20 protein-coding genes are annotated in these 18,406 nt (G+C 70.0%); 13 read left to right on the top strand and 7 right to left on the bottom strand.

Annotated elements, in window-relative coordinates; genetic code table 11:
* Positions 1–80 precede the first annotated feature (80 nt).
* The gene (locus ACFORO_RS39125) at positions 81–1,505 is read left to right on the top strand and encodes an MFS transporter (protein ID WP_377871530.1); all 1,425 of its coding nucleotides are present in this window, start codon (positions 81–83) and stop codon (positions 1,503–1,505) included.
* A 17-nt stretch (positions 1,506–1,522) separates the two neighbouring features.
* On the opposite strand, the gene ACFORO_RS39120 is transcribed toward ACFORO_RS39125, so the two are convergent.
* Entirely contained in the window at positions 1,523–2,101 is a 579-nt protein-coding gene (locus ACFORO_RS39120; protein ID WP_377871531.1) for a TetR/AcrR family transcriptional regulator, read from the bottom strand.
* A gap of 91 nt (positions 2,102–2,192) precedes the next feature.
* Here ACFORO_RS39120 and ACFORO_RS39115 point away from each other — a divergent pair, with 91 nt between their 5' ends.
* Positions 2,193–2,873 (top strand): nitroreductase, encoded by a 681-nt coding sequence (locus ACFORO_RS39115; protein WP_377871532.1) that lies wholly within the window; start codon positions 2,193–2,195, stop codon positions 2,871–2,873.
* Positions 2,874–3,028: 155 nt separating this feature from the next.
* On the opposite strand, the gene ACFORO_RS39110 is transcribed toward ACFORO_RS39115, so the two are convergent.
* Entirely contained in the window at positions 3,029–3,454 is a 426-nt protein-coding gene (locus tag ACFORO_RS39110) for an ATP-binding protein (protein WP_377871533.1), read from the bottom strand.
* Between the two features lie 260 nt (positions 3,455–3,714).
* Here ACFORO_RS39110 and ACFORO_RS39105 point away from each other — a divergent pair, with 260 nt between their 5' ends.
* A complete protein-coding gene (locus ACFORO_RS39105) occupies positions 3,715–4,941 on the top strand; it encodes a PP2C family protein-serine/threonine phosphatase (protein ID WP_377871534.1) in 1,227 nt (408 codons plus the stop codon).
* On the opposite strand, the gene ACFORO_RS39100 is transcribed toward ACFORO_RS39105, so the two are convergent.
* Both ACFORO_RS39100 and ACFORO_RS39095 read right to left on the bottom strand, forming a co-directional pair.
* Entirely contained in the window at positions 4,942–5,313 is a 372-nt protein-coding gene (locus ACFORO_RS39100; protein WP_354750911.1) for an STAS domain-containing protein, read from the bottom strand.
* A 396-nt stretch (positions 5,314–5,709) separates the two neighbouring features.
* On the bottom strand, positions 5,710–6,321 hold the full coding sequence (locus ACFORO_RS39095; protein ID WP_354750910.1) for an HSP18 transcriptional regulator: 612 nt from the start codon (positions 6,319–6,321) through the stop codon (positions 5,710–5,712).
* A 287-nt stretch (positions 6,322–6,608) separates the two neighbouring features.
* Here ACFORO_RS39095 and ACFORO_RS39090 point away from each other — a divergent pair, with 287 nt between their 5' ends.
* From ACFORO_RS39090 to ACFORO_RS39080, 3 genes are all read left to right on the top strand, one after another.
* Entirely contained in the window at positions 6,609–7,040 is a 432-nt protein-coding gene (locus tag ACFORO_RS39090) for a DUF6292 family protein (RefSeq protein WP_377871536.1), read from the top strand.
* 80 nt (positions 7,041–7,120) lie between these two features.
* On the top strand, positions 7,121–7,420 hold the full coding sequence (locus tag ACFORO_RS39085) for a hypothetical protein (RefSeq protein WP_377871537.1): 300 nt from the start codon (positions 7,121–7,123) through the stop codon (positions 7,418–7,420).
* 113 nt (positions 7,421–7,533) lie between these two features.
* Positions 7,534–7,917: a DUF2267 domain-containing protein gene (locus ACFORO_RS39080; protein ID WP_354750908.1), complete on the top strand. Its 384-nt coding sequence runs from the start codon at positions 7,534–7,536 to the stop codon at positions 7,915–7,917.
* 195 nt (positions 7,918–8,112) lie between these two features.
* On the opposite strand, the gene ACFORO_RS39075 is transcribed toward ACFORO_RS39080, so the two are convergent.
* Complete coding sequence (locus ACFORO_RS39075) at positions 8,113–8,907, bottom strand: MBL fold metallo-hydrolase (RefSeq protein WP_377871538.1); 795 nt, start codon at positions 8,905–8,907, stop codon at positions 8,113–8,115.
* A 161-nt stretch (positions 8,908–9,068) separates the two neighbouring features.
* On the opposite strand from ACFORO_RS39075, the gene ACFORO_RS39070 reads away from it, so the two are divergent.
* The 3 genes from ACFORO_RS39070 to ACFORO_RS39060 all read left to right on the top strand — a co-directional run bounded on the left by ACFORO_RS39070 (position 9,069) and on the right by ACFORO_RS39060 (position 11,587).
* Complete coding sequence (locus tag ACFORO_RS39070; protein WP_377871539.1) at positions 9,069–9,665, top strand: class I SAM-dependent methyltransferase; 597 nt, start codon at positions 9,069–9,071, stop codon at positions 9,663–9,665.
* An 18-nt stretch (positions 9,666–9,683) separates the two neighbouring features.
* Complete coding sequence (locus ACFORO_RS39065; protein ID WP_377871540.1) at positions 9,684–10,148, top strand: DinB family protein; 465 nt, start codon at positions 9,684–9,686, stop codon at positions 10,146–10,148.
* A 251-nt stretch (positions 10,149–10,399) separates the two neighbouring features.
* Positions 10,400–11,587 carry a methionine--tRNA ligase gene (locus tag ACFORO_RS39060; RefSeq protein ID WP_377871541.1) on the top strand — a complete coding sequence of 396 codons (1,188 nt, stop codon included), beginning with the start codon at positions 10,400–10,402 and terminating at the stop codon, positions 11,585–11,587.
* Here the strand turns inward: ACFORO_RS39060 and ACFORO_RS39055 are convergent.
* Entirely contained in the window at positions 11,576–12,511 is a 936-nt protein-coding gene (locus ACFORO_RS39055; protein WP_377871600.1) for a bile acid:sodium symporter, read from the bottom strand. The genes ACFORO_RS39060 and ACFORO_RS39055 overlap by 12 nt on opposite strands.
* A 249-nt stretch (positions 12,512–12,760) precedes the next feature.
* On the opposite strand from ACFORO_RS39055, the gene ACFORO_RS39050 reads away from it, so the two are divergent.
* Complete coding sequence (locus ACFORO_RS39050; RefSeq protein ID WP_377871542.1) at positions 12,761–15,079, top strand: APC family permease; 2,319 nt, start codon at positions 12,761–12,763, stop codon at positions 15,077–15,079.
* Here ACFORO_RS39050 and ACFORO_RS39045 read toward each other — a convergent pair whose 3' ends face one another.
* Positions 15,080–15,622 carry a TetR family transcriptional regulator gene (locus ACFORO_RS39045; RefSeq protein ID WP_377871543.1) on the bottom strand — a complete coding sequence of 181 codons (543 nt, stop codon included), beginning with the start codon at positions 15,620–15,622 and terminating at the stop codon, positions 15,080–15,082.
* Between the two features lie 48 nt (positions 15,623–15,670).
* Here ACFORO_RS39045 and bioB point away from each other — a divergent pair, with 48 nt between their 5' ends.
* The 3 genes from bioB (at position 15,671) to ACFORO_RS39030 (ending at position 18,341) form a co-directional block, all read left to right on the top strand.
* Positions 15,671–16,729: a biotin synthase BioB gene (gene bioB / locus ACFORO_RS39040; protein ID WP_377871544.1), complete on the top strand. Its 1,059-nt coding sequence runs from the start codon at positions 15,671–15,673 to the stop codon at positions 16,727–16,729.
* A complete protein-coding gene (locus ACFORO_RS39035) occupies positions 16,726–17,871 on the top strand; it encodes an 8-amino-7-oxononanoate synthase (protein ID WP_377871545.1) in 1,146 nt (381 codons plus the stop codon). The genes bioB and ACFORO_RS39035 overlap by 4 nt, the downstream gene beginning before the upstream one ends.
* A 116-nt stretch (positions 17,872–17,987) precedes the next feature.
* Complete coding sequence (locus ACFORO_RS39030) at positions 17,988–18,341, top strand: hypothetical protein (protein ID WP_377871546.1); 354 nt, start codon at positions 17,988–17,990, stop codon at positions 18,339–18,341.
* Positions 18,342–18,406: the final 65 nt, after the last annotated feature.

The raw sequence follows: 18,406 nt of genomic DNA, 5'->3' as shown, positions 1-18,406 counted from the left end.
TGCCCACTGAGCAATGTTGCCCAGTGGGCATGCTTATGGCTACCTTGGGAGCAACACTCCTGGGGGAAGGACGTCCAGCCATGCCGAGAACCACCGCGCCGGAGGAAAGCAGCCCGTTCACCCGGCGCGTCAAGATCGGCATCGCCGGTGCCCTGTCCGGCATGGCGCTGGGCATGCTGGACAGCTACATCGTGGCCACCGCGCTGCCCAGCATCGCCAGGGATCTCGGCGGACCGGGGTCGATGACCTGGATCATCACCGCCTACGCGCTGGCGATCGCGGCGTCCACCCAGGTCTGGGGCAAGCTGAGCGACCAGCTCGACCGCAAGACCGTGTTCCTGCTGTCGGTGGCGGTCTTCCTGACCGGGTCGATGCTGTGCGGGCTATCGCCGGCCATGGGCGCCCTGATCGGTTTCCGTGCCCTGCAAGGCATCGGGGCCGGCGGGCTGCTCGTCGGGGCGATGGCGATGGTCCAGGTTCTGGTGCCGCCCAGGGAATCCACGCGCATCTCGAGCTGGACCGGACTGCTGCTGGGCCTGTCCCTCGTCGGCGGCCCGCTGGTCGGCGGCTTCCTCACCGACGCGCTCGGCTGGCGCTGGATTTTCTACGTCAACGTGCCGTTCGGGCTGCTCTGCATCGTCGGGACGATCATCGGGGTCCAGGTGCCTGCCAAGAGCGGAAAAGCGCGCATCGATTACGGCGGAACGGTTTTGCTGGTCGCCGCGGTCGTCAGCCTCACCCTGGCCACCAGCTGGGCAGGCACGCGCTACGCCTGGAGTTCGCCGACGATCCTCGGATTGTGCGCGGTGGCCGTTGCCGCGCTGACGGCGTTCGTCTTCGCGGAACGCCGCTGCCCCGAGCCGCTCGTCCCGTTCCGGATGTTCCGCACCCGCAATTTCGCTCTCGCGCAGGCGCTCGGCTTCGCCTTCAACGTCACCATGGTCGCGACAGTCACTTTCCTCCCGCTGTACTTCCAGAACGCTCGGGGTGTGCCGCCGTCGCTCAGCGGGTTGCTGCTGATTCCGATGACCGCCGGGATGGTCGCGGTGATGAACGGGAGCTCGAAGTACATCCGCCGCACCGGCCGGTTCCGGATCCTGCCGATCCTCGGCAGCGGGTGCGTCGCCGTCGGCACGGCCGGGATCTGTTTCCTCGGGCCGGACACTGAACCACTGCTCGCGTCGCTGGTCGGGCTGCCGCTCGGGGCCGGGCTCGGCTGCCTGATCCAGAACACGATCCTGATCATCCGGATGAGCGTCGAACCTCGCGACCTCGGCGCGGCGCTGGGCATGGGCTCGCTGACCCGGACGCTCGGCAGCGGCATCGGCGCGGCCCTGTTCGGCTCGCTGTACACCGGCGCGCTGGCCAGCGGCGGAGCCGGATCAGCCGGGGTGACCGACGGGCTGCACGCGGTTGCCGCTGCGACCCTTGTCGTCGCGTTGCTCGCGCTGGTGGCGGCGTGCTTCGTCCGAGAGGTGCCGCTCACCGACCGCTCGTCGCGCTGACATCCATTGTGGACAATCTAGATCGTCGGCAGAGCCCGCTCCAGCAACACCTCAGCCGCCGCTCGTGCGTGACGGCCATAGCCCGGATCCCCCAGAACCATCGCCCGGCTAGCCGCTCCGTCGGCCAGCGTGACCAGTTGCTCGGCGAGCGCAGCAGGGTCGGCGGCCCCCAGCTCCGCGACCAGATCCGTGACCAGTCGGAGCATCAGCAGTTTCTGCTCCCGCACATAGGCGTGCACCGCACTGGACGGGTCGGGATACTCCGCCGCCGCGTCCACGAACAGGCAGCCGCGCACCGGCTCGGACTTCGGCAGGTCGAACATCGCCAGAAGCCGTTGCCGCGGCGGGAGATCCGCGCGGGTGAGCACGTCGTGCAGGGTGTCGCCGGAGCGGACGAGGTCCCGCAGGTACGCGACGACCAGCTCGTCCTTGACCGGGAAATGCAGGTACAGCGTCCGTTTCGACACCGGAGCCGCGGCGGCGACCTGCTCCATCGTCGTGCCGGTGATGCCGTGGCGGGCGAACAGGTCCGCGGCGGCGGCCAGCACGCGCTCGCGTCCGCCGCGACCGGCCCGGCGGGCCTTCTCCTCGACCATGCGGCCAAGTGTACAGAAACGTTTACTTAAGCCGCCGCAGCCTGCTACCGTACTTAGGTATACGAGATCGTTTACCTAAGGAGTGCTCCCGATGCCCGCCACCGAACTCGCCGACGCCGCCGCGACCCTGATCCGCGGGCGGCGCGCGACCCGGTCGTTCCGGTCCGATCCCGTTCCGGACAGCACCCTCCGCGAGATCTTCGACCTCGCCGCGGCGGCTCCGTCCAATTCCAACGCCCAGCCGTGGCAGGTGGAGGTCGTCAGCGGAGCGAAGCGGGACCAGCTCGCCGACGCACTGGTCGACGCGCACAAGGAAGGCCGCCGGTCGGTCGATTTCCCCTACAGCGAAGCGATTTACGAAACGGTCCACCAAGAGCGCCGGGCCGCAGCGGGCGGTGCGTTGTACGGCGCGCTGCAGATCGGCTTCGACGACCACACAGCGCGTGCCGCCTACGACGCCGAAAGTCTGCGCTTCTACGGGGCCCCGCACGTCGCGCTGCTGTTCGCGCCGGACACCGCCGAAGCCCGGCTCGCGGCGGACGTCGGGATGTACGGCCAGACCCTGCTGCTGGCCATGCAGGCGCACGGGGTTTCCAGCTGCCCGCAAGGATTGCTGAGCTTCTACGCGGACGCGGTCCGGGAAACGCTCGGCCTCGACGGCGGGAAACTGCTGTTCGGGATCTCGTTCGGGTACGCCGATCGCGCCGCACCGGTCAACCGGTTCGCGGTCGGGCGGGCACCGCTCGCCGAGACCACGCGGTTCCACGGCTGAGCTTCAAGCGCGCTGTCCGGAAAGGACCGGCGTTCCGGCCCAGGAGGTTCCGATAGACGTGCTGGCCTTCGGTACCGGGGAAGAATTCCGCCTCGCCGCCCCTGCCGACGGCCGCTGCGGCACGACGACTCAGCAGAAACCGACGAACCGCCCCGTCAGCGGGACGACTCGCACGCCTCCCGCGCCGGCACCCCGCAGCCGAGCCGGGCCCAGACCGTCTTGCCGCCGGAATGCTCGTGCACTCCCCAGTCGTCGGCGAGCCGGTCGACGAGCAGCATTCCCCGTCCGCGCGCCCGTTCGAAGTCCGGCGGGCGGACCCGCGGGCGGCCGGGTTCCGGGTCGTCCACTTCGATCACCACGACGCACGGCCGGGCCAGCACGGTCAATCGCGCATAGGACGGCCCCGAGGTGTGCTCGTAGGCGTTGGAGGCGAGTTCCTCGATCACCATCAGGACGTCCGCGAGGTGATCCGGCGACAGGTGCCCGAGCGACTTGCCCGCCCAGGCGCGCACGCGCGGCAGCGCCGAGACGCCGGTGCCGCGCAGGTCCAGCACCCAGGGCTCGTCGTCCGGGCCGGTCAACGCCGGTCCCTCTTCCGCTGGCCGGGACAAAGAGCCCCCTCTCCCGCCGGCGGCGCGACGGGGCGCGAGGACCTGCCCGTGCCGGAAAACGCCGCCGCGTTTCGCCGCTCCTCGCCGCAGCCGCTTGACCTCACGTGGGGAAGTCCTCTTTTCATCATCGACTTCGCCGGTGCCCAATCGGGCGTACCCGGACAGGGCCGACTTCACACCTGCCGCCGCACATCTCTGGACCTCGGCGCCGGTTCCGTTACTGTCGCTGCATGCCGCTTCACGCGCCGGAGCCCGAATCGCGCACTCGCCTCGCCGAAATCCTCGGCGCCGGGGCGAACGACGCCGACCTCGGCGAGGAGCTCACGAAGATTCTCGCCCGGGCTTGCACCGTCCTCGACGTCGACACCGCGACCGTGCTGCGGCACGAGTCCCGGTGGGCGCGCCTCGTCGCCGTGGCGGCCGCCGGGCTCGAGGAGGAGGTCTACCAGGGGGTCCAGGTGCCGGTCGGCGCGGGGTTCGCCGGAGCCGTCGCCGCGCGCCGGGAACCGGTCGTCATCGACCAGGTCGACAAGACCACGGTGCTCAACGCGCTGCTGTCCGAACGCGGGCTGCACACCATGCTCGGCGTGCCGATGCTCGCGGGCACGGAACTGGTCGGCGTGCTGCACATCGGAGCCGTGCGGGAGCGCCGGTTCACCACGACCGACATCGAAACGTTGCGGCTTCTCGCCGACCGGCTGGCCGCTGTGCTGCAGGCGGAAATCGTGCACCAGAACCAGGCCGCGACCATCGCCCTGCAGCGCAGCCTGCTGCCGGGCGTCCTGCCCGTCATCGACGGCCTGCGCCTGGCCGCCCGCTACGTGCCGGGCGCGGAGGCCGGGCTCGGCGGCGACTGGTACGACATCTTCCGGCTGCCCGGTGACCAGACGGGCATCGTGATGGGCGATGTGTCCGGGCACGGCCTCGAAGCCGCGGTCATCATGGGACGGCTCCGCAGTGCGCTGCGCGCGTACGCGCTCGACTGCGACGATCCCGCCGAAGTCCTCGCCAAACTCGACCGCAAGGCCAACCACTTCGAGCACGGTGTGATGGCGACGGTCGCGTACGGCATTCTCAGACCCGGTCACAAAAGCATGGCGCTGTCGCTCGCCGGGCACCTGCCGCCGGTCGTGGCGTCGCCGGGCAAACCGGCCGAACTCGTCGCCGCTCCGCCGGATCCGCCCGTCGGCCTGACCGTCGGAGCCACTGTCAAGCGGCGCACCACCGTCGTCGCACTGCCGCCGGGAGCCGTCGCCGTCTTCTACACCGACGGGCTCGTCGAACGGCGCGACCGGCTCGTCGACACCGGCATGGACCAGCTCGCCGAACTGGTCCGGCCGGAGGACCCGGAACGCGCCTGCGCCCGGATCATGGCCGCCATGGTGGGATCCCGGCCCCCGCAGGACGACGTCGCACTCGTCGTGCTCCACCGCGCCGAAGGGGCCGGAACGCCCTGATCACTTCGCGGCCAGCGCCTCTTCGAGCGTGCGGTACAGCGGCAGGCTCTGCTCCAGCCCGGTCAGCTGGATCGGCCGCAGGGTCGCCCGGCCGGACGCCACGATCCGCACCTCGGTGCCCGCCGGAGCCTCCCGGCACGCGGCCAGCAGCACGGTCAGCCCGGCCGAGGCGAGGAAATCGACCTCTGTCAGGTCCAGCACCAGCACCGGGGGCCGCCCGGTGACGGTTTCGGCGACCGCGGCCGTCAATTTCGGGGCGGTCCCGAGGTCCAGGTCCCCGCTCAGCGCCAGCACCGCCGCGGGAGCGCGGTCGGCCCGGTCGATCGACAGCGAACCCGGCGGGTCGATCACCGGGTCGGTCAGCTCACTCATCGCTCTTTCCCTCCTCAGGAAGCCCGGCACGCTCGCGTCCGGGCAGGAAAAGTACGCGGCTGGCTGCTCAACCGCGAGTAGCATGCCTTACGACGACGGCCACGCACGAATGCCGTCGCGGGAAATGATCTCGGATCACCGGGGAACCGGCATCGCGGGGGCGCCCGGGATGCGATGTTCGGCTCATTGCGGGCGGGCGCGGTCCGTGGTCTCGCGACGGCGCGGCGGGCCGGTGTGCTCGCCAGCCTGATCCGCCGACGGGACGTCCGATTCCGCTGATTCCGGAGGGTTGCGACACTGCTTCGCCAACCTCCCCGACCCACTCGCCAGCGCGCCATGCCGCGATCCGCGAGGAGCGCGTCCGCCCTCCGACGACGACGGCGCGCCCGGCCCGGCTCAGTGCGCACGTCCGCGCCGCTGCCCGGCCGCGTTCTCGCGCAACCGGTCCGTGTGTTCGCCGACTTCGCCGACCCGGTCCGCCAGCGCGGCGTGCCGCGACGCGAGGTGCGCGCGGACGTTCGCCAGCGGCAGCAGCAGGTTCGCGACATCGTCCTCTCCCAGCGCGACGCCGAGCCGGTCGGCGCTTTCCTGTCCCGCGGGGTCCAAATCCGGCGCGGAGCTGACCTCCGCGGCGAGGCGCCGCAGCACCGCCGCGTTGCGCCGCGCCCAGTCCGCGACCGCCCGGTCTCCCGCGCGGCGGTCGCGTTCGGCGTGCACGCGGGCTTCGCCGGTGGTCTCCCCGGTCGCCGACGGCCGAAGCCGCAGGTACCGGCGTTCGGCGGCCTGCCTGCTGGCCACGCCCAGCGCCGGGGCCAGCGCGGCCCAGCTCGCGCCCGACTCCCGCGCGGCCGCGATCAGTTCCGGCTCCCACTCGGCGAGCTGGTCGCGCAGCGCCCGCAACGCGGACAGCGCGGCCAGGGACCGTTCGGCAGGCGCGCCGCCGTCCCGGGCGGCCAGCACCGCTTCGCGAACACCTTCGACCAGCAGAGCGGGGTCCACCTCCGCCATCGCGTCATCCTCTCGACGACTAGGCAGTTGTCATCGTTTCGACGACATGATAGAAGAAGAGAGCGTCCCTGTCGAACGGCGGAGACGGATCCGGACGACCGGCCGGTCCCGCGGGCCGATTCGCCGCGTCCTCCAGGTTTCCCGGGCCCCTTCACCGGGAATCAGGTCCGGACCGCCCGCCAAGGCGCGTTCCGGCCGCCGGCCGGAGAACCCCACGCGGTCCCTCGCGCGGAGCAGGCCGACCCTGCTCCGCGCCAGCCCTTCGCGCGAGAAAGGCGTTGTCCCCCGTGTCCCTGCCGCTGCACACCGCCCAGACCGGCCCGTCGCACCCCGCACTGGTGCGATTGTGGAGCTACCTCGCCGACGTCACCGGCACACTGGGCATCGGCCTCGAGTCCTGCACCGTCGACCACGACACCCCGGTGTCGGCCTACGTCGCCCTCGACGGCCGTCTGCCCGCCTACCCCGACCGCGACGTCGCCCTGCTGTGGGACGAAATCCACGGCTGGGCCGCCGCCGTCGAAACGCATTCCGGCGAGGACCTCATCGTCATCCGCTACCTTGGCGGGCCTTCGGTGGCCCCGCCCGCGTCCCGCGTCGCCGAGTTCGCGGCCGCGGTGCGCGACGACGACCACCGGATCGGCTGCCTCGCGCCGCCCGAACTCCGGACCTTGGGCGCCCCGGCCGATCTCGACGCCGTCCTCAGCGAAGCGGTGTGACCGGCACGCCGGCCACGGTCCGTGGCACTCCACTGTGGACTCCCGAGTTTCGCGGCGCCGCGGAACGGGCAGTCAAGACCATGACCGAGTTCGAAGCCGAGCGGCGGATGCCCGCGACGGCGGAACAGGTGTATGCCGTCGCCGCCGCACACCTGGACGAATGGCTGCCGGGGCCGGTCGCCGCGCCCCCGGCCGGGCACGGCGACCGGCTCCGGCTCGCATGGGGCGGCGGCCGGCTCCAGGTCGTGCCCGGCGCGGCGGGAACGAGCCACGCGACCCTGCACCTGTCGGTTCCGGCCGGTCAGCGCGGCGACGACCTGCCCGCGCGCCTTCGCGACTCCCTCGACCGGCTCGCCGTTTTGTCCGGCTCGCCCGGCTGAACCCATCCATAGGTCCACAATGGACCGTGACCGTTTCGTTTTCCGTCGCATGGAACAGGAACGGCACACCGCGAGGCGGATCGGATACTCTGCGCCCAGGAGTTGATGGTCCCATGCTGGTGCGGAAGGAAATTCTGCCGGGGCCTCGCCGAAACAGCACGGAACGGAACCGGCTCGCGATCGACTGCGTCGTCGACAGCCTGCTGCGATGTCTTCCTCTGGCCGAGCAATCCCGGCTGGGCATCGTCGTGCCGAGCCGGGGCCGCACGTGCGACCGGGAGGCCCTTCTGATGGAGATCTCGTTGCGTACCAGGCGTTCCCCGCACGCGGCGGGGTGCCTGGTCCGCGCGGTCTACTCGGCACTCGGGCAAACCTCGCCGGAACTCGCGTCCCGGGTGCGCGCGGGGGTGAGCCCGGACGTGCTGCTCCTGCTGGGCGGGACGCGGCAGCCGTGCACGTGGTCGAGGGAAACGCCGCCACGCCGCGACGGCGGGTGACCGGGTGGCGTCCGGCGAGGGGTTTTCCGTTTAAGACCAAGCGAACTGCCGGATTCCGGCTGCGCGGCCTACTCGGCACTCAGGCAAACCTCGCCTCCTGGGTGCCCGCTGGTCCTGAACGCGCCAGCCGCGCACACGGTCACGGGAAACGCCGCGACAGCGGGCGACCAGACGGCGCCCGGAGAGCATTCCCGTTCAAGCCCAAGCGAACTGCCGGATCCCGTCGGCATTGATCAGCCGTCCGAAGGCCAGTTCTGGGAAGTGCGCGGGGGCGAAAACGTCGCCGGACGCTTCGAGCTCGGCCGCGAGCCGCTGCCGCATCGCGGTCGCCGCGGGCCGGTCCACATCGAACATGCCCTCCCATTCCGGGTCAGTCAGCTCGCCCACCGTGTGCAGGACGTCGCCGAGCAGCAGGGCGCGTTCGCCGCCGTCGCTGACCACGAAGACCGTCGAGCCGGGAGTGTGGCCGGGCGCGGGGCGCGCGATCAGCCCGGGCGCCAGTTCGGTTTCCTCGTCGAAGGTTTCGATCTGGCCGGTGATCGGCGTGAACGTCTGCTGCACAGCGGGATCCGCGGTGCCGCCGGTCGCGAAGTGCGCCCAGTCGGCAGCGTGCATGCGGAATGTGGCCCGAGGGAAGACAGCTTCGTCGCGCACGGTCGACCAGCCGACGTGGTCGACGTGCAGATGGGTGAAGACCACGTCGGTGACGTCCTCGGGCGCGACCCCGGCGCGGCGCAGGTTGTCGAGCAGGCCGCCGGTGGCGAAGCCGTCGTGCTCGAAGCCCGGCCCGGTCCCGGCGTCGACCAGCACCGTCCGGTCGCCCAGCCGCATGAGGAAGGATCCGACGTCCATCCGGATCCGGCCGTCGGCGTCGAGGGGCTGATGGCGGCATTCCCATCGCGCGCCCCGGGCGTGGACCACCGTGCCGGCCAGCGGCAGCCGGGCGATGCCGTCGAGGATCGGGACGATGTCGATGGCGCCGATTTTCATGACAGCTCCTCGTTTTCCGGCCGTTCACGTCCGACAGTACCGGCGAAACGATCTTGCCCGGCACTGTCCAGCATGTGGGAGTTGCCGTTCCGGCAAGATCGCTCGCGCTCCCGGCCCGGCTCCGGCGACCCTGGACGCACACCGACCCGAGGAGCCGACCGATGACCACCGACGCGACCCTGTTCTGGGACGAAGTCCACGCCGCCCGGCCGCCCGCGGACCCGCGGCCGAACACCCGGCTCGTGGAAACCGTCTCCGCCTTCCCGCCCGGCGACGCACTCGACCTGGGCTGCGGCAACGGCGGCGACGCACGCTGGCTCGCCGCTCGCGGCTGGAACGTGACCGCCACCGACATCTCGGCCGTCGCGGTCAACCGTCTTGCCGGAACGCGGATCACCGCCGTCCGGCACGACCTGCGAGTCAGCTTCCCGCCCGGCGACTTCGACCTCGTGACGGCGCACTACCTGCAGACCCCCTTCGAACTCGACCGGGCCACCGTCCTGCGCACCGCCGCGCACGCCCTGCGCCCGGGCGGGCGGCTGCTGATCGTGGACCACGGTTCGAGCGCGCCGTGGTCGTGGAACCAGGACCCGGACGCGCGTTTCCCCGGCCCGGCGGAAATCGCCGCGGACCTCGCCCTCGACCCGGCCGGGTGGACCGTCGAACGCGCCGACTCCCCCACCCGCATCGCGACCGGACCGGACGGCCAGACCGCCGAGGTCGTCGACCACGTCCTGCTCATCCGCCGCGCCGCCTGAACCCGCAGGGAGAACACTGTGCCTCGCCGTCGCGACACCCCGCCGCCCCGAACCGGAAGCAGCGAAACCGAAGTCCTGCGCGGATTTCTCGACTATCTCCGCACCTCGGTCGCCGCCAAGGTCGACGGCGCGCCGGAACCCGAAGCCCACGCCGCCGCGGTGCCGTCCGGGACGAATCTGCTCGGTCTGCTGAACCATCTGACTTTCGTGGAGCGGTCACTGTTTCTCGGTGAGACAGTGACGAACTGGCCGTCGACCTTCCGCACCAAGGACAGTGTCGCGAATGTCGTCACTCGCTACCGGGAAACAGTGCAGCGCGCCAACGAACTTCTCGACGGCTGCCCGGATCTCGCCGCCCCGATGCCAGGCCGCGACGGCCCGACCGTCCGCTGGGCACTGACGCACATGATCGAGGAAACCGGACGACACGCCGGTCACGCCGACATCCTCCGCGAACTGATCGACGGCTCCACCGGCCGCTGACCCGCCCCCACTCCCCGCCGCCCCCTACCTCAAGCCCTACCTCCCCAACTTGCTCACCACGCGGGATCGCGCCGGCGTTTGGGGGCTGCCCGGCGTGACAGGCCGAAGGCCCCCTCACGCCGGGCAGCCCCCAAACGCCGGCCTAAAAGCGATCCCGCCGCGGCGGCGAAGCCGACGCCAAAAACACAGCTGGTGAGCTACCCAGCCAACTACACCACGGCAAAGGCGGCGACGCTCCCATACAAGACTTCATGAACCAGGCCACCGCACATTTCGCCTCCCTGCAGAAACCGCTCAGACTCGCAGTCTACGATTTCCTCCGCACCAGCACCGATCCCCGACACCTCGACGGCGTCCGACGGCTGTGGCAAGCCAGCGCCCGCAGCGGCGACTTCTACCTCCGCGACTACACCGGCCGCTACTGCCTCGGCTGCGAACAGTTCTACGCCGACGACGAACGCTGTCTGGAACACGAAACCCCACCAGAGGTAGTCACCGAGCAGAACTGGTTCTTCCGGCTTTCCCGCTACTCCGGCGAAATCCTGGAGCTACTGGAGTCCGGCCGGATCCGGATCGAACCAGCCGCCCGACGCCGTGAGGTGCTGGGATTCGTGCGCGCCGGACTGTCCGACATCAGCGTCTCCCGACCCGCCTCCCGCTCGGACGGCTGGGGCATCCCAGTACCCGGCTCTCCCGACCAGGTGATCTACGTCTGGTGGGACGCACTCGCCAACTACCTCACCGCCGACCCGGCGCGCTGGACCGGCGCAACCGAGCGAGTGCACGTGATCGGCAAAGGCATCCTGCGCTTCCACGCCGTCTACTGGCCAGCCCTGCTGCTCTCGGCGGGCGAACGGCTGCCGGACACCATCTTCGTGCACGACTATCTGGCCGTGGACGGCGCGAAGATCTCCAAGAGCGCGGGCAACACCGTCCGTCCGACAGACCTGATCGACCGGTACGGCGCGGATGCCGTCCGCTGGTGGCTGCTGCGCGAAGTCGCCCCGCTCGGCGACACCGACTTCACCGAAGCCCGGCTGATCGCCCGCGCCGACCAGGAACTCGCCAACGGACTCGGTAATCTCGTGCACCGCGTGCTCAGCCTCGCCCGGCGCACCGGCCGGATCACCTCCGCCAGTCCACTAAGGACAGTGCACCCGCTCGCCGACCGGATCGACGCGGCACTCGCGGATTTCGACTTCCGCGCGGCCACGGGCGCTGTGGTCGAGGTGATCGCCGACGCGAACCGATACGTCGAACAGACCCGGCCGTGGACGTTGGACGGCACCGACCTGGACGAGGTGCTCGGGACTGTCGTAAGCACTTGCCGAGAGCTGGCAACCGAACTCAGCCCGTTCCTCCCGGACGGAGCCGCCCGCCTGCACGCGCAACTCACCAGCGGAGCACCGGCCCGCCTCTATCCCCGGCTAGCGCAATAACCGAGGCACCAACCGCACGTAACACACCATGCCCACCACCTCCGCCAACGTCTGCGCCACCACCGCGACCGGCGCGACCGCGAACTCGTCCGGCAGCGCCAGCGCCAGCGGGAGCACCACCAGCGAGTTCCGCGTAGCCCCGGTGAAAACGATCGCCCGTCCGGCCGGAACGTCCAACCGGAACAGCCGCGCGACGCCGAGGCCCGCGAACGCCATCACCACCAGGAAAACCACGTAGAACGGCACCACTGACGCGACCGGGCCGAGTCCGCCGTGGAGCTTCGGGGTTTGCGACGCGACGACCGTCACCAGCGTCGCGGCCATCAGCGGCACCATGGCGGTCCCGGCCGCGTCGGCGAACCGGCGGCCAGCCTCGTGCCGGGCCGCCCAGGCTTGGGTGAGCCAGGCCAGCGCCAGCGGGAGGACGATCAGCACGAGAAACGCCTTCAGGAAAGGCCCGGCCCGCACGACTTGCGCCAGGTCCGCGCCCAGGAAGAGGAACAAGAACCCGGGCAGCAGGATCATCTGCGCGAGCAGCAGCAACGGCGTCGCGGCGAGCAGGCGGCGACTGCTGCCTCCGGCCAGGCCGCTGAAGACGATCACGTAGTCGACGCACGGGGCCAGCAGCACGAGCAGCATGCCCAGCCGCAGCGCCTGTCCGGCCGGGAAGAACGCGAACATCGCCGCGACCACCAGCGGCACGACGACGAAGTTCACCGCCAGCGCAGCGCCGAGGAACCGGCCGTCGCGCAGGGAGCGGCCCAGTTCGGCGGCGGGCACCTGCAGGAACGTGACGTACAGCAGTGCCGCCAGCACCGGGTTGATCGCCGGTTCCAGGCCGGGTCCGGCCGCCGGGGCCAGCCAGCCGAGCAGGGCGCCGACGGCGAGCGCGCCGAGGTAGATGACGACCTGGTGCCGTTCCATCCGCGACACCAGGCCGGATGATTGCGACAACGGGCGCGCTCCTTCACGAATGCCAGGTACCGGACCAGCCTAGCGATCGACCCGGCAGCCCGCGGAAAGCCATCGTCTTGACGAAATACTTACGTCCGCGAGTCCCGTTTTAATACACTCCTGACGCAAGAGAAGAACCCATTTCTTAACGCATTTCGGAATGGGGTTGATCTCGCCGTACAGCGCGTGCGAGCCGGGTCGCGCGTGCATGCTGAGCCCGTGACAGACACGGAAGAACCCCAGCGCCGCCTGGAACCGGGCGCGTTCGGGTACGCGGTGAAGCGGCTGTTTCTCGGCAAACCGCTCATCAACGCGCAATTAACGCACGAACGCCTTTCCAACACGACCGCATTGGGCGTGCTTTCCCCGGACGCGATCTCGTCGTCGGCGTATGGCACCGAGCAGATCCTGGTCGAACTGCTCCCCTACGCCGGGCTCGCCGCGTTCAGCCTGGTGCTGCCGATCACCGGCGTGATCCTGGTCATCCTGGTGCTGGTCGCCGCGTCGTACCGGCAGGTCGTGATGGCCTACACGCGTGCGGGCGGGTCGTACGTGGTCGCGCGGGAGAACTTCGGGCCGCGCGTCGCGCAGGTCGCCGCGGCGGCGTTGCTGATCGACTACATCGTGACCGTCGCCGTGCAGACCTCGGCGGGGACGGTCGCCGTGGTGTCCGCGATACCGGCGCTAGGGCCGTACAGCCTGGAAATCACCATCGCGATCGTCGTCCTGCTCTGTTACGCCAACCTGCGCGGCCTGCGCGAAGCGGGCCGTCCGTTCGCGATCCCGACCTATCTGTTCTCCGCGCTGATGCTCGTGATGATCGTGGTCGGCCTGGTCAAGGCGATGACGGTCGGGCTCCCGGCCTACGACGCCGCCCACCTGCCCGGCGCGGTCCCGGTCCAGCACGGGGACGGCCTCATCGCCGGCGCGACGGTTCTGGTGCTGCTGCGTGCTTTCGCCAACGGCGGTTCGTCGCTGACCGGCGTGGAAGCCATCTCCAACACGGTGTCCGCCTTCCGCAGTCCGCGCGGCCCCAACGCCCGCAAAGTCCTGGTCACGATGGCCGTCATCCTCGGCGTCCTGGTCGGCGGCGTGTCACTGCTCGCCTTCTTCACCCACGCGACGCCGTACGCGAGCGGCTACCCGTCGGTGGTCTCTCAGGAAGCCCGCGCGGTGTTCGGCGACGGCTGGTTCGGGCAGGCGATGTTCGTCGCGATCCAGACCGCGACCGCGCTCATCCTCTACACCGGTGCCAACACCAGCTTCAACGGCTTCCCGTTCCTCGCCAGTTTCGTTGCCAGCGACCGTTTCCTGCCCCGCCAGCTGACAACGCGCGGCCACCGGCTGGTGTTCTCCAACGGCATCCTCGTGCTGACCGTGCTCGCCGTCGCGCTGCTGTTCTTCTCCGGCGGCACGGTGACCGCGCTGGTGCCGTTCTACGCGATCGGCGTGTTCACCGGCTTCGCCATGGCCGGGTACGGCATGACCAAACACCATCTGCGCCTGCGCGAGCAGGGCTGGCGGTTCAAGCTCTCGGTCAACCTCGCCGCCGGGATTCTGTCCACTGTGGTCGTCGGCATCTTCGCCATCGCCAAGTTCACCGAGGGCGCTTGGCTGGTCGTCGTGGTGTTCCCGATCCTCGTGTTCGTCCTCATCAGACTCAACCGCGAGTACCGCGCCGAAGCCGCCGTGCTCGAACGCATCACCGCCAACCGCGCCAACCCGACGCGATACGCGCGCCACCAGGTTTTCGTGCTGGTCAACACGATCGACCTGGCCGTCCTCGAAGCACTGCGCTACGGCAAGAGCCTCCGGCCGGACAAGATCACCGCCGTGCACTTCGTGATCGACGCGCAAGCCGCCGAACGCCTGCGCGCCCGATGGGAAGAGCTCGGCATGAAGACCGGTCTGCGCTTGATCGACGTCCCCGACCGGCGAATCGCCCGCGCCGCTTACACGTTGGTACAGAAGGCGATCACCGAAGCGGAACGAACCAGCGTCACCGTGCTCCTGCCTCGCCGAAGCTACGCGCCATTGCTCGGACGGCTGCTGCACGACCGCACCGCCGACCGGATCGCCCGCATCGTCAGCCGCATCCCGCAGGCCGCCGCGACGATCGTGCCGTACGACGTGCAGACCCGGATCCGCACGCTCATGCCGCACCTGCCCGAGGAACGCGCCACCGCGGCCGTCGAACGGCTGCTCACCCGCATCGGCACCGCACAGAAGGAAGAACTGACCCCCAGCGCCATCGCCGAGTTGCGCCCGGGCACCGACGTCAGCATCGACGGCAGGCTTCAGGAACTGACAGTGTCCGAAGAGGACACTCGCGGACCGGTTCTCACCGCACAGCTCACCGACGACACCGCCACTGTCGCATTGGAATTCAGCCAAGCCCACCCCGACCTCGAACCCGGCCAGGTGCTGCGCGTGACCGGCCGAGTCGCCGAGGGAGCGCCGCTGGTCATCCGCGACCCGGTCTGCCACATCCTCGAAGCAGCCGGAGAAGAGGAGGAAGACCGGTCCCGCGCCGAGTGATCAGCCGGACAGTCCGCTGAGGATCGCATCGATCCCGAACCCGAACGCCTCGTCCGAGTCCCCGCTGTGCGCCGGATCCTCCTCGACGATCCCGGCCCGCACCAGCTCGGCGTGGTTCTGCTCCTCCGACACAAAGCCGAGTACATAATGGACAACCGTTCGCGCCGCCCACTCCGCCCGCCGCTCGTCGAACCTCCCGGTGAACAGCCGACGCAGCGCATGCGTGGGCACCAGCAGATCCGGCCGGTACGCCTGCACGAACGACACCACCTCCGCCCCGTCGCGGACTTGCAGCAGCGCTGAGCGGAAGCCTTCAGCCGCGTCGCGCGGGTCCTTCGCCACCCCTGGCAGGCTCTTCAGGATCCGCGCGGCGACGACGGCGAGCAGCTCCTGCTTGTTGGCGACGTGGTAGTACAGCGCGCCCGGCTGGACCCCCAGGTCGAGGGCCACCCGCCGCATCGACAAGCTGCTCAGCCCCGCCTCTCGCAGCAGCTCGTACGCCCGGTCGACGATCTGGTCTCGCGTCACCTTCACCCCTCTCATTCTGCCTGCCGCTTGCTTCCGGCCGAGCGGCCGCCTAGGATTTGATAGGTGTTCAAAACCTTCGACGACCTGGCCGACCGGCAGCTGGCCGGCGGCGTACTCGACCGAACTGACGCCCGCGCGGTGCTGGAATGCCCGGACGAGGACGTGCTCGGCCTGGTCGCGGCGGCCGGGCGGCTGCGGCGCGCGCACTTCGGCAACCGGGTCAAGGTCAACTACCTCGTCAACCTGAAATCGGGCCTGTGCCCCGAGGACTGCGGGTACTGCTCGCAGCGGCTCGGGTCGTCCGCGCAGATCCTCAAGTACTCGTGGCTGTCCGCCGAGGAAACGGCGCGCCAGGCGAGCGCGGGCGTCCAGGGCGGCGCGTCGCGGGTCTGCCTGGTCGCGAGCGGGCGCGGGCCGAGCGACCGCGACGTCGACCGCGTCGCGCAGGCCGTCGAGGCGGTGAAGTCCGCGCATTCCGACGTCGAGGTGTGCGCGTGCCTCGGGCTGCTCAAGGACGGCCAGGCCGAGAAGCTGCGCGAAGCCGGCGTCGACGCCTATAACCACAACCTCAACACCAGCGAGTCGCGGTACTCCGAGATCTGCACGACGCACGGCTACGACGACCGCGTCGACACGGTCGAAAAGGCCAAGTCCGCCGGGCTTTCCGCGTGCTCCGGCCTGATCGTCGGCATGGGCGAGACCGACGACGAGCTCATCGACGCGATCTTCGCGCTGCGCGACATCGACAGCGATTCGATCCCGGTCAACTTCCTGATGCCGTTCGAGGGCACGCCGCTCGCCGGGACCTGGGAGCTGAGCCCGCTGCGCGCGCTGCGCATCCTCGCGCTGGCGCGATTCGCTTGCCCGGCAAAGGAAGTCCGGATGGCCGGCGGCCGCGAGATGCACCTGCGGTCGCTGCAGCCGATCGCGCTGCACGTGGTGAACTCGCTGTTCCTCGGCGACTACCTCACCAGCGAGGGCCAGGCCGCGAAGGCCGACCTGGAGATGATCGCCGACGCCGGGTTCGAGGTCCTCGGCGCGGGCGAACAGCAGCAAGCCGAGCACTCCTCCCCGTCCCTGCGGGAACGCGGCGCGGGCACCGCCGCCGCACCCAACGCGTGACCGCCGTGGTGTCGATGCACGACTGGCTGACCTCCGCCGAGCGGGACCGGCACGTCGCCGGCCTCGTCCGGCGGACCGATGATCGACGGCATCCCCGAGCGTCCACATTGGACCTCGCGTCGAACGATTATCTGAGCCTCAGCACCGATCCGCGATTGCGCGCAGCCGCCGTCCGAGCCGTCGAAAAGTACGGTGCGGGCGCGGGCGCGTCGCGAGTCGTCACCGGCACCACGCCGTGTCACACGGAACTGGAACGCGAACTGGCCGACCTCACCAGGCAACCGGCCGCGCTCGGGTTTTCCAGCGGCTACACGGCGAACATCGGCGTCATCACCGCACTCGGCTCGCCGGACACGCTGCTGATCACCGACGCCCACATCCACGCGTCGCTGATCGACGGCGCGCGGCTGTCCCGCTCCCCCGTCGCGATCTGCCCGCACGGCGACCTGGAGGCGCTCGCGCGACTGCTGCGCGACCGGTCGCAGGAACGGGCGATCGTGGTGGTCGAGTCGATCTATTCCGTGCTCGGCGATGCGACGGATCTTGTTCGCACCGCGGCATTGTGCGCTGAATACGACGCGTTCCTGGTGGTGGACGAAGCGCACGGCATCGGCGTCGCAGGCGACGGCCGGGGTGCGGTGCACGCGGCCGGTCTCGCGGGCGCGCCACACGTCGCGGTGACCGCCACTTTGTCGAAGGCCTTGGGCGCACAGGGCGGCGCGGTGCTGGGATCGCCGTTGCTGCGCGAACATCTGGTCAACACCGCGCGGACATTCATCTTCGACACCGGCCTCGCCCCCGCCGCCGCGGCGAGTGCGGCGGAAGCGTGCCGGATCATCGCGGCCGAGCCTTCGCGCGTCGAGGACCTGCACCGCGCTGCCGTCGCGATCGCCGACGCCGCCGGGGTTTCGCGGGCGCCCGGGGCGGTGCAGTCGATTCCCGCCGACTCGCCGGAGCAGGCTGTGGCCGCCGCGAACCTGCTGTACGAACGGGACATCGTCGTCGGCTGCTTCCGCCCGCCCAGCGTCCCGGACGGCGTCTCCCGGCTCCGGCTGGTCGCACGCGCCGGGGTTGACCTGGACCGCGCTCGGGAGGCTGCCCGGCTGGCTGCCCAGTGGTCGCGCGCCGCGAGCATCGTCTGACCGGCGCACCCGCGCTCAGGGGAACGGATCTAGGACGAATCTAGGACAGCGGCTCTTAGCGTCGATCTCCCACGACGGCTTGAAACGAGCCGTCGCACACACGTCAGGGGAGACACATGAATCTTGCCCGGAAACTGGCAACCGGAGCCATCCTCGCCACCGTCGGCGTCCTCGCTGCGACAACCCCGGCCGACGCCAAGGTCGTGAACTCCTCGTGCAACCTCTCAAGCGTCGTCCGGGTCTATTACGGCGACCAGGACGACAGCCACTCCTACTGCTACGTCTGGGACGGTGACAGGAGCTCCGCTGAAGGCTGGATGAACCTTCCCGGAGTTTATAAAATTCACTCGGACAGCTATGAAGGGTACGTGCGGGACAACCAAGGAAACCCACACAAGTTCCACCCCGGCGCGACCAGCGACCACTTTGGCGTGGTGTGGGCGACCGGGATCTTTTTCAGCAACAACTGAGGTGAACAGGCCACGGCGTCCGCGACCGCGATGCTGAGTATCTGAGGCCCAGTGAGAGGACGTCA

The sequence above is a fragment of the Amycolatopsis halotolerans genome (genome assembly GCF_042647905.1).
In the GTDB taxonomy this organism is placed as follows: Bacteria; Actinomycetota; Actinomycetes; order Mycobacteriales; family Pseudonocardiaceae; genus Amycolatopsis; species Amycolatopsis halotolerans.
This window is presented reverse-complemented; position numbering and strand designations above follow the sequence as displayed.

Coding starts and splice junctions, on each gene's coding strand:
- ACFORO_RS39120 (WP_377871531.1), bottom strand. CDS start 2,101: ATGGTCGAGGAGAAGGCCCGCCGGGCCGGTCGCGGCGGACGCGAGCGC.
- ACFORO_RS39070 (WP_377871539.1), top strand. CDS start 9,069: ATGACCACCGACGCGACCCTGTTCTGGGACGAAGTCCACGCCGCCCGG.
- ACFORO_RS39115 (WP_377871532.1), top strand. CDS start 2,193: ATGCCCGCCACCGAACTCGCCGACGCCGCCGCGACCCTGATCCGCGGG.
- ACFORO_RS39060 (WP_377871541.1), top strand. CDS start 10,400: ATGAACCAGGCCACCGCACATTTCGCCTCCCTGCAGAAACCGCTCAGA.
- ACFORO_RS39105 (WP_377871534.1), top strand. CDS start 3,715: ATGCCGCTTCACGCGCCGGAGCCCGAATCGCGCACTCGCCTCGCCGAA.
- ACFORO_RS39055 (WP_377871600.1), bottom strand. CDS start 12,511: ATGGAACGGCACCAGGTCGTCATCTACCTCGGCGCGCTCGCCGTCGGC.
- ACFORO_RS39085 (WP_377871537.1), top strand. CDS start 7,121: ATGACCGAGTTCGAAGCCGAGCGGCGGATGCCCGCGACGGCGGAACAG.
- ACFORO_RS39100 (WP_354750911.1), bottom strand. CDS start 5,313: ATGAGTGAGCTGACCGACCCGGTGATCGACCCGCCGGGTTCGCTGTCG.
- ACFORO_RS39045 (WP_377871543.1), bottom strand. CDS start 15,622: ATGAGAGGGGTGAAGGTGACGCGAGACCAGATCGTCGACCGGGCGTAC.
- ACFORO_RS39030 (WP_377871546.1), top strand. CDS start 17,988: ATGAATCTTGCCCGGAAACTGGCAACCGGAGCCATCCTCGCCACCGTC.
- ACFORO_RS39075 (WP_377871538.1), bottom strand. CDS start 8,907: ATGAAAATCGGCGCCATCGACATCGTCCCGATCCTCGACGGCATCGCC.
- ACFORO_RS39080 (WP_354750908.1), top strand. CDS start 7,534: ATGCTGGTGCGGAAGGAAATTCTGCCGGGGCCTCGCCGAAACAGCACG.
- ACFORO_RS39125 (WP_377871530.1), top strand. CDS start 81: ATGCCGAGAACCACCGCGCCGGAGGAAAGCAGCCCGTTCACCCGGCGC.
- ACFORO_RS39095 (WP_354750910.1), bottom strand. CDS start 6,321: ATGGCGGAGGTGGACCCCGCTCTGCTGGTCGAAGGTGTTCGCGAAGCG.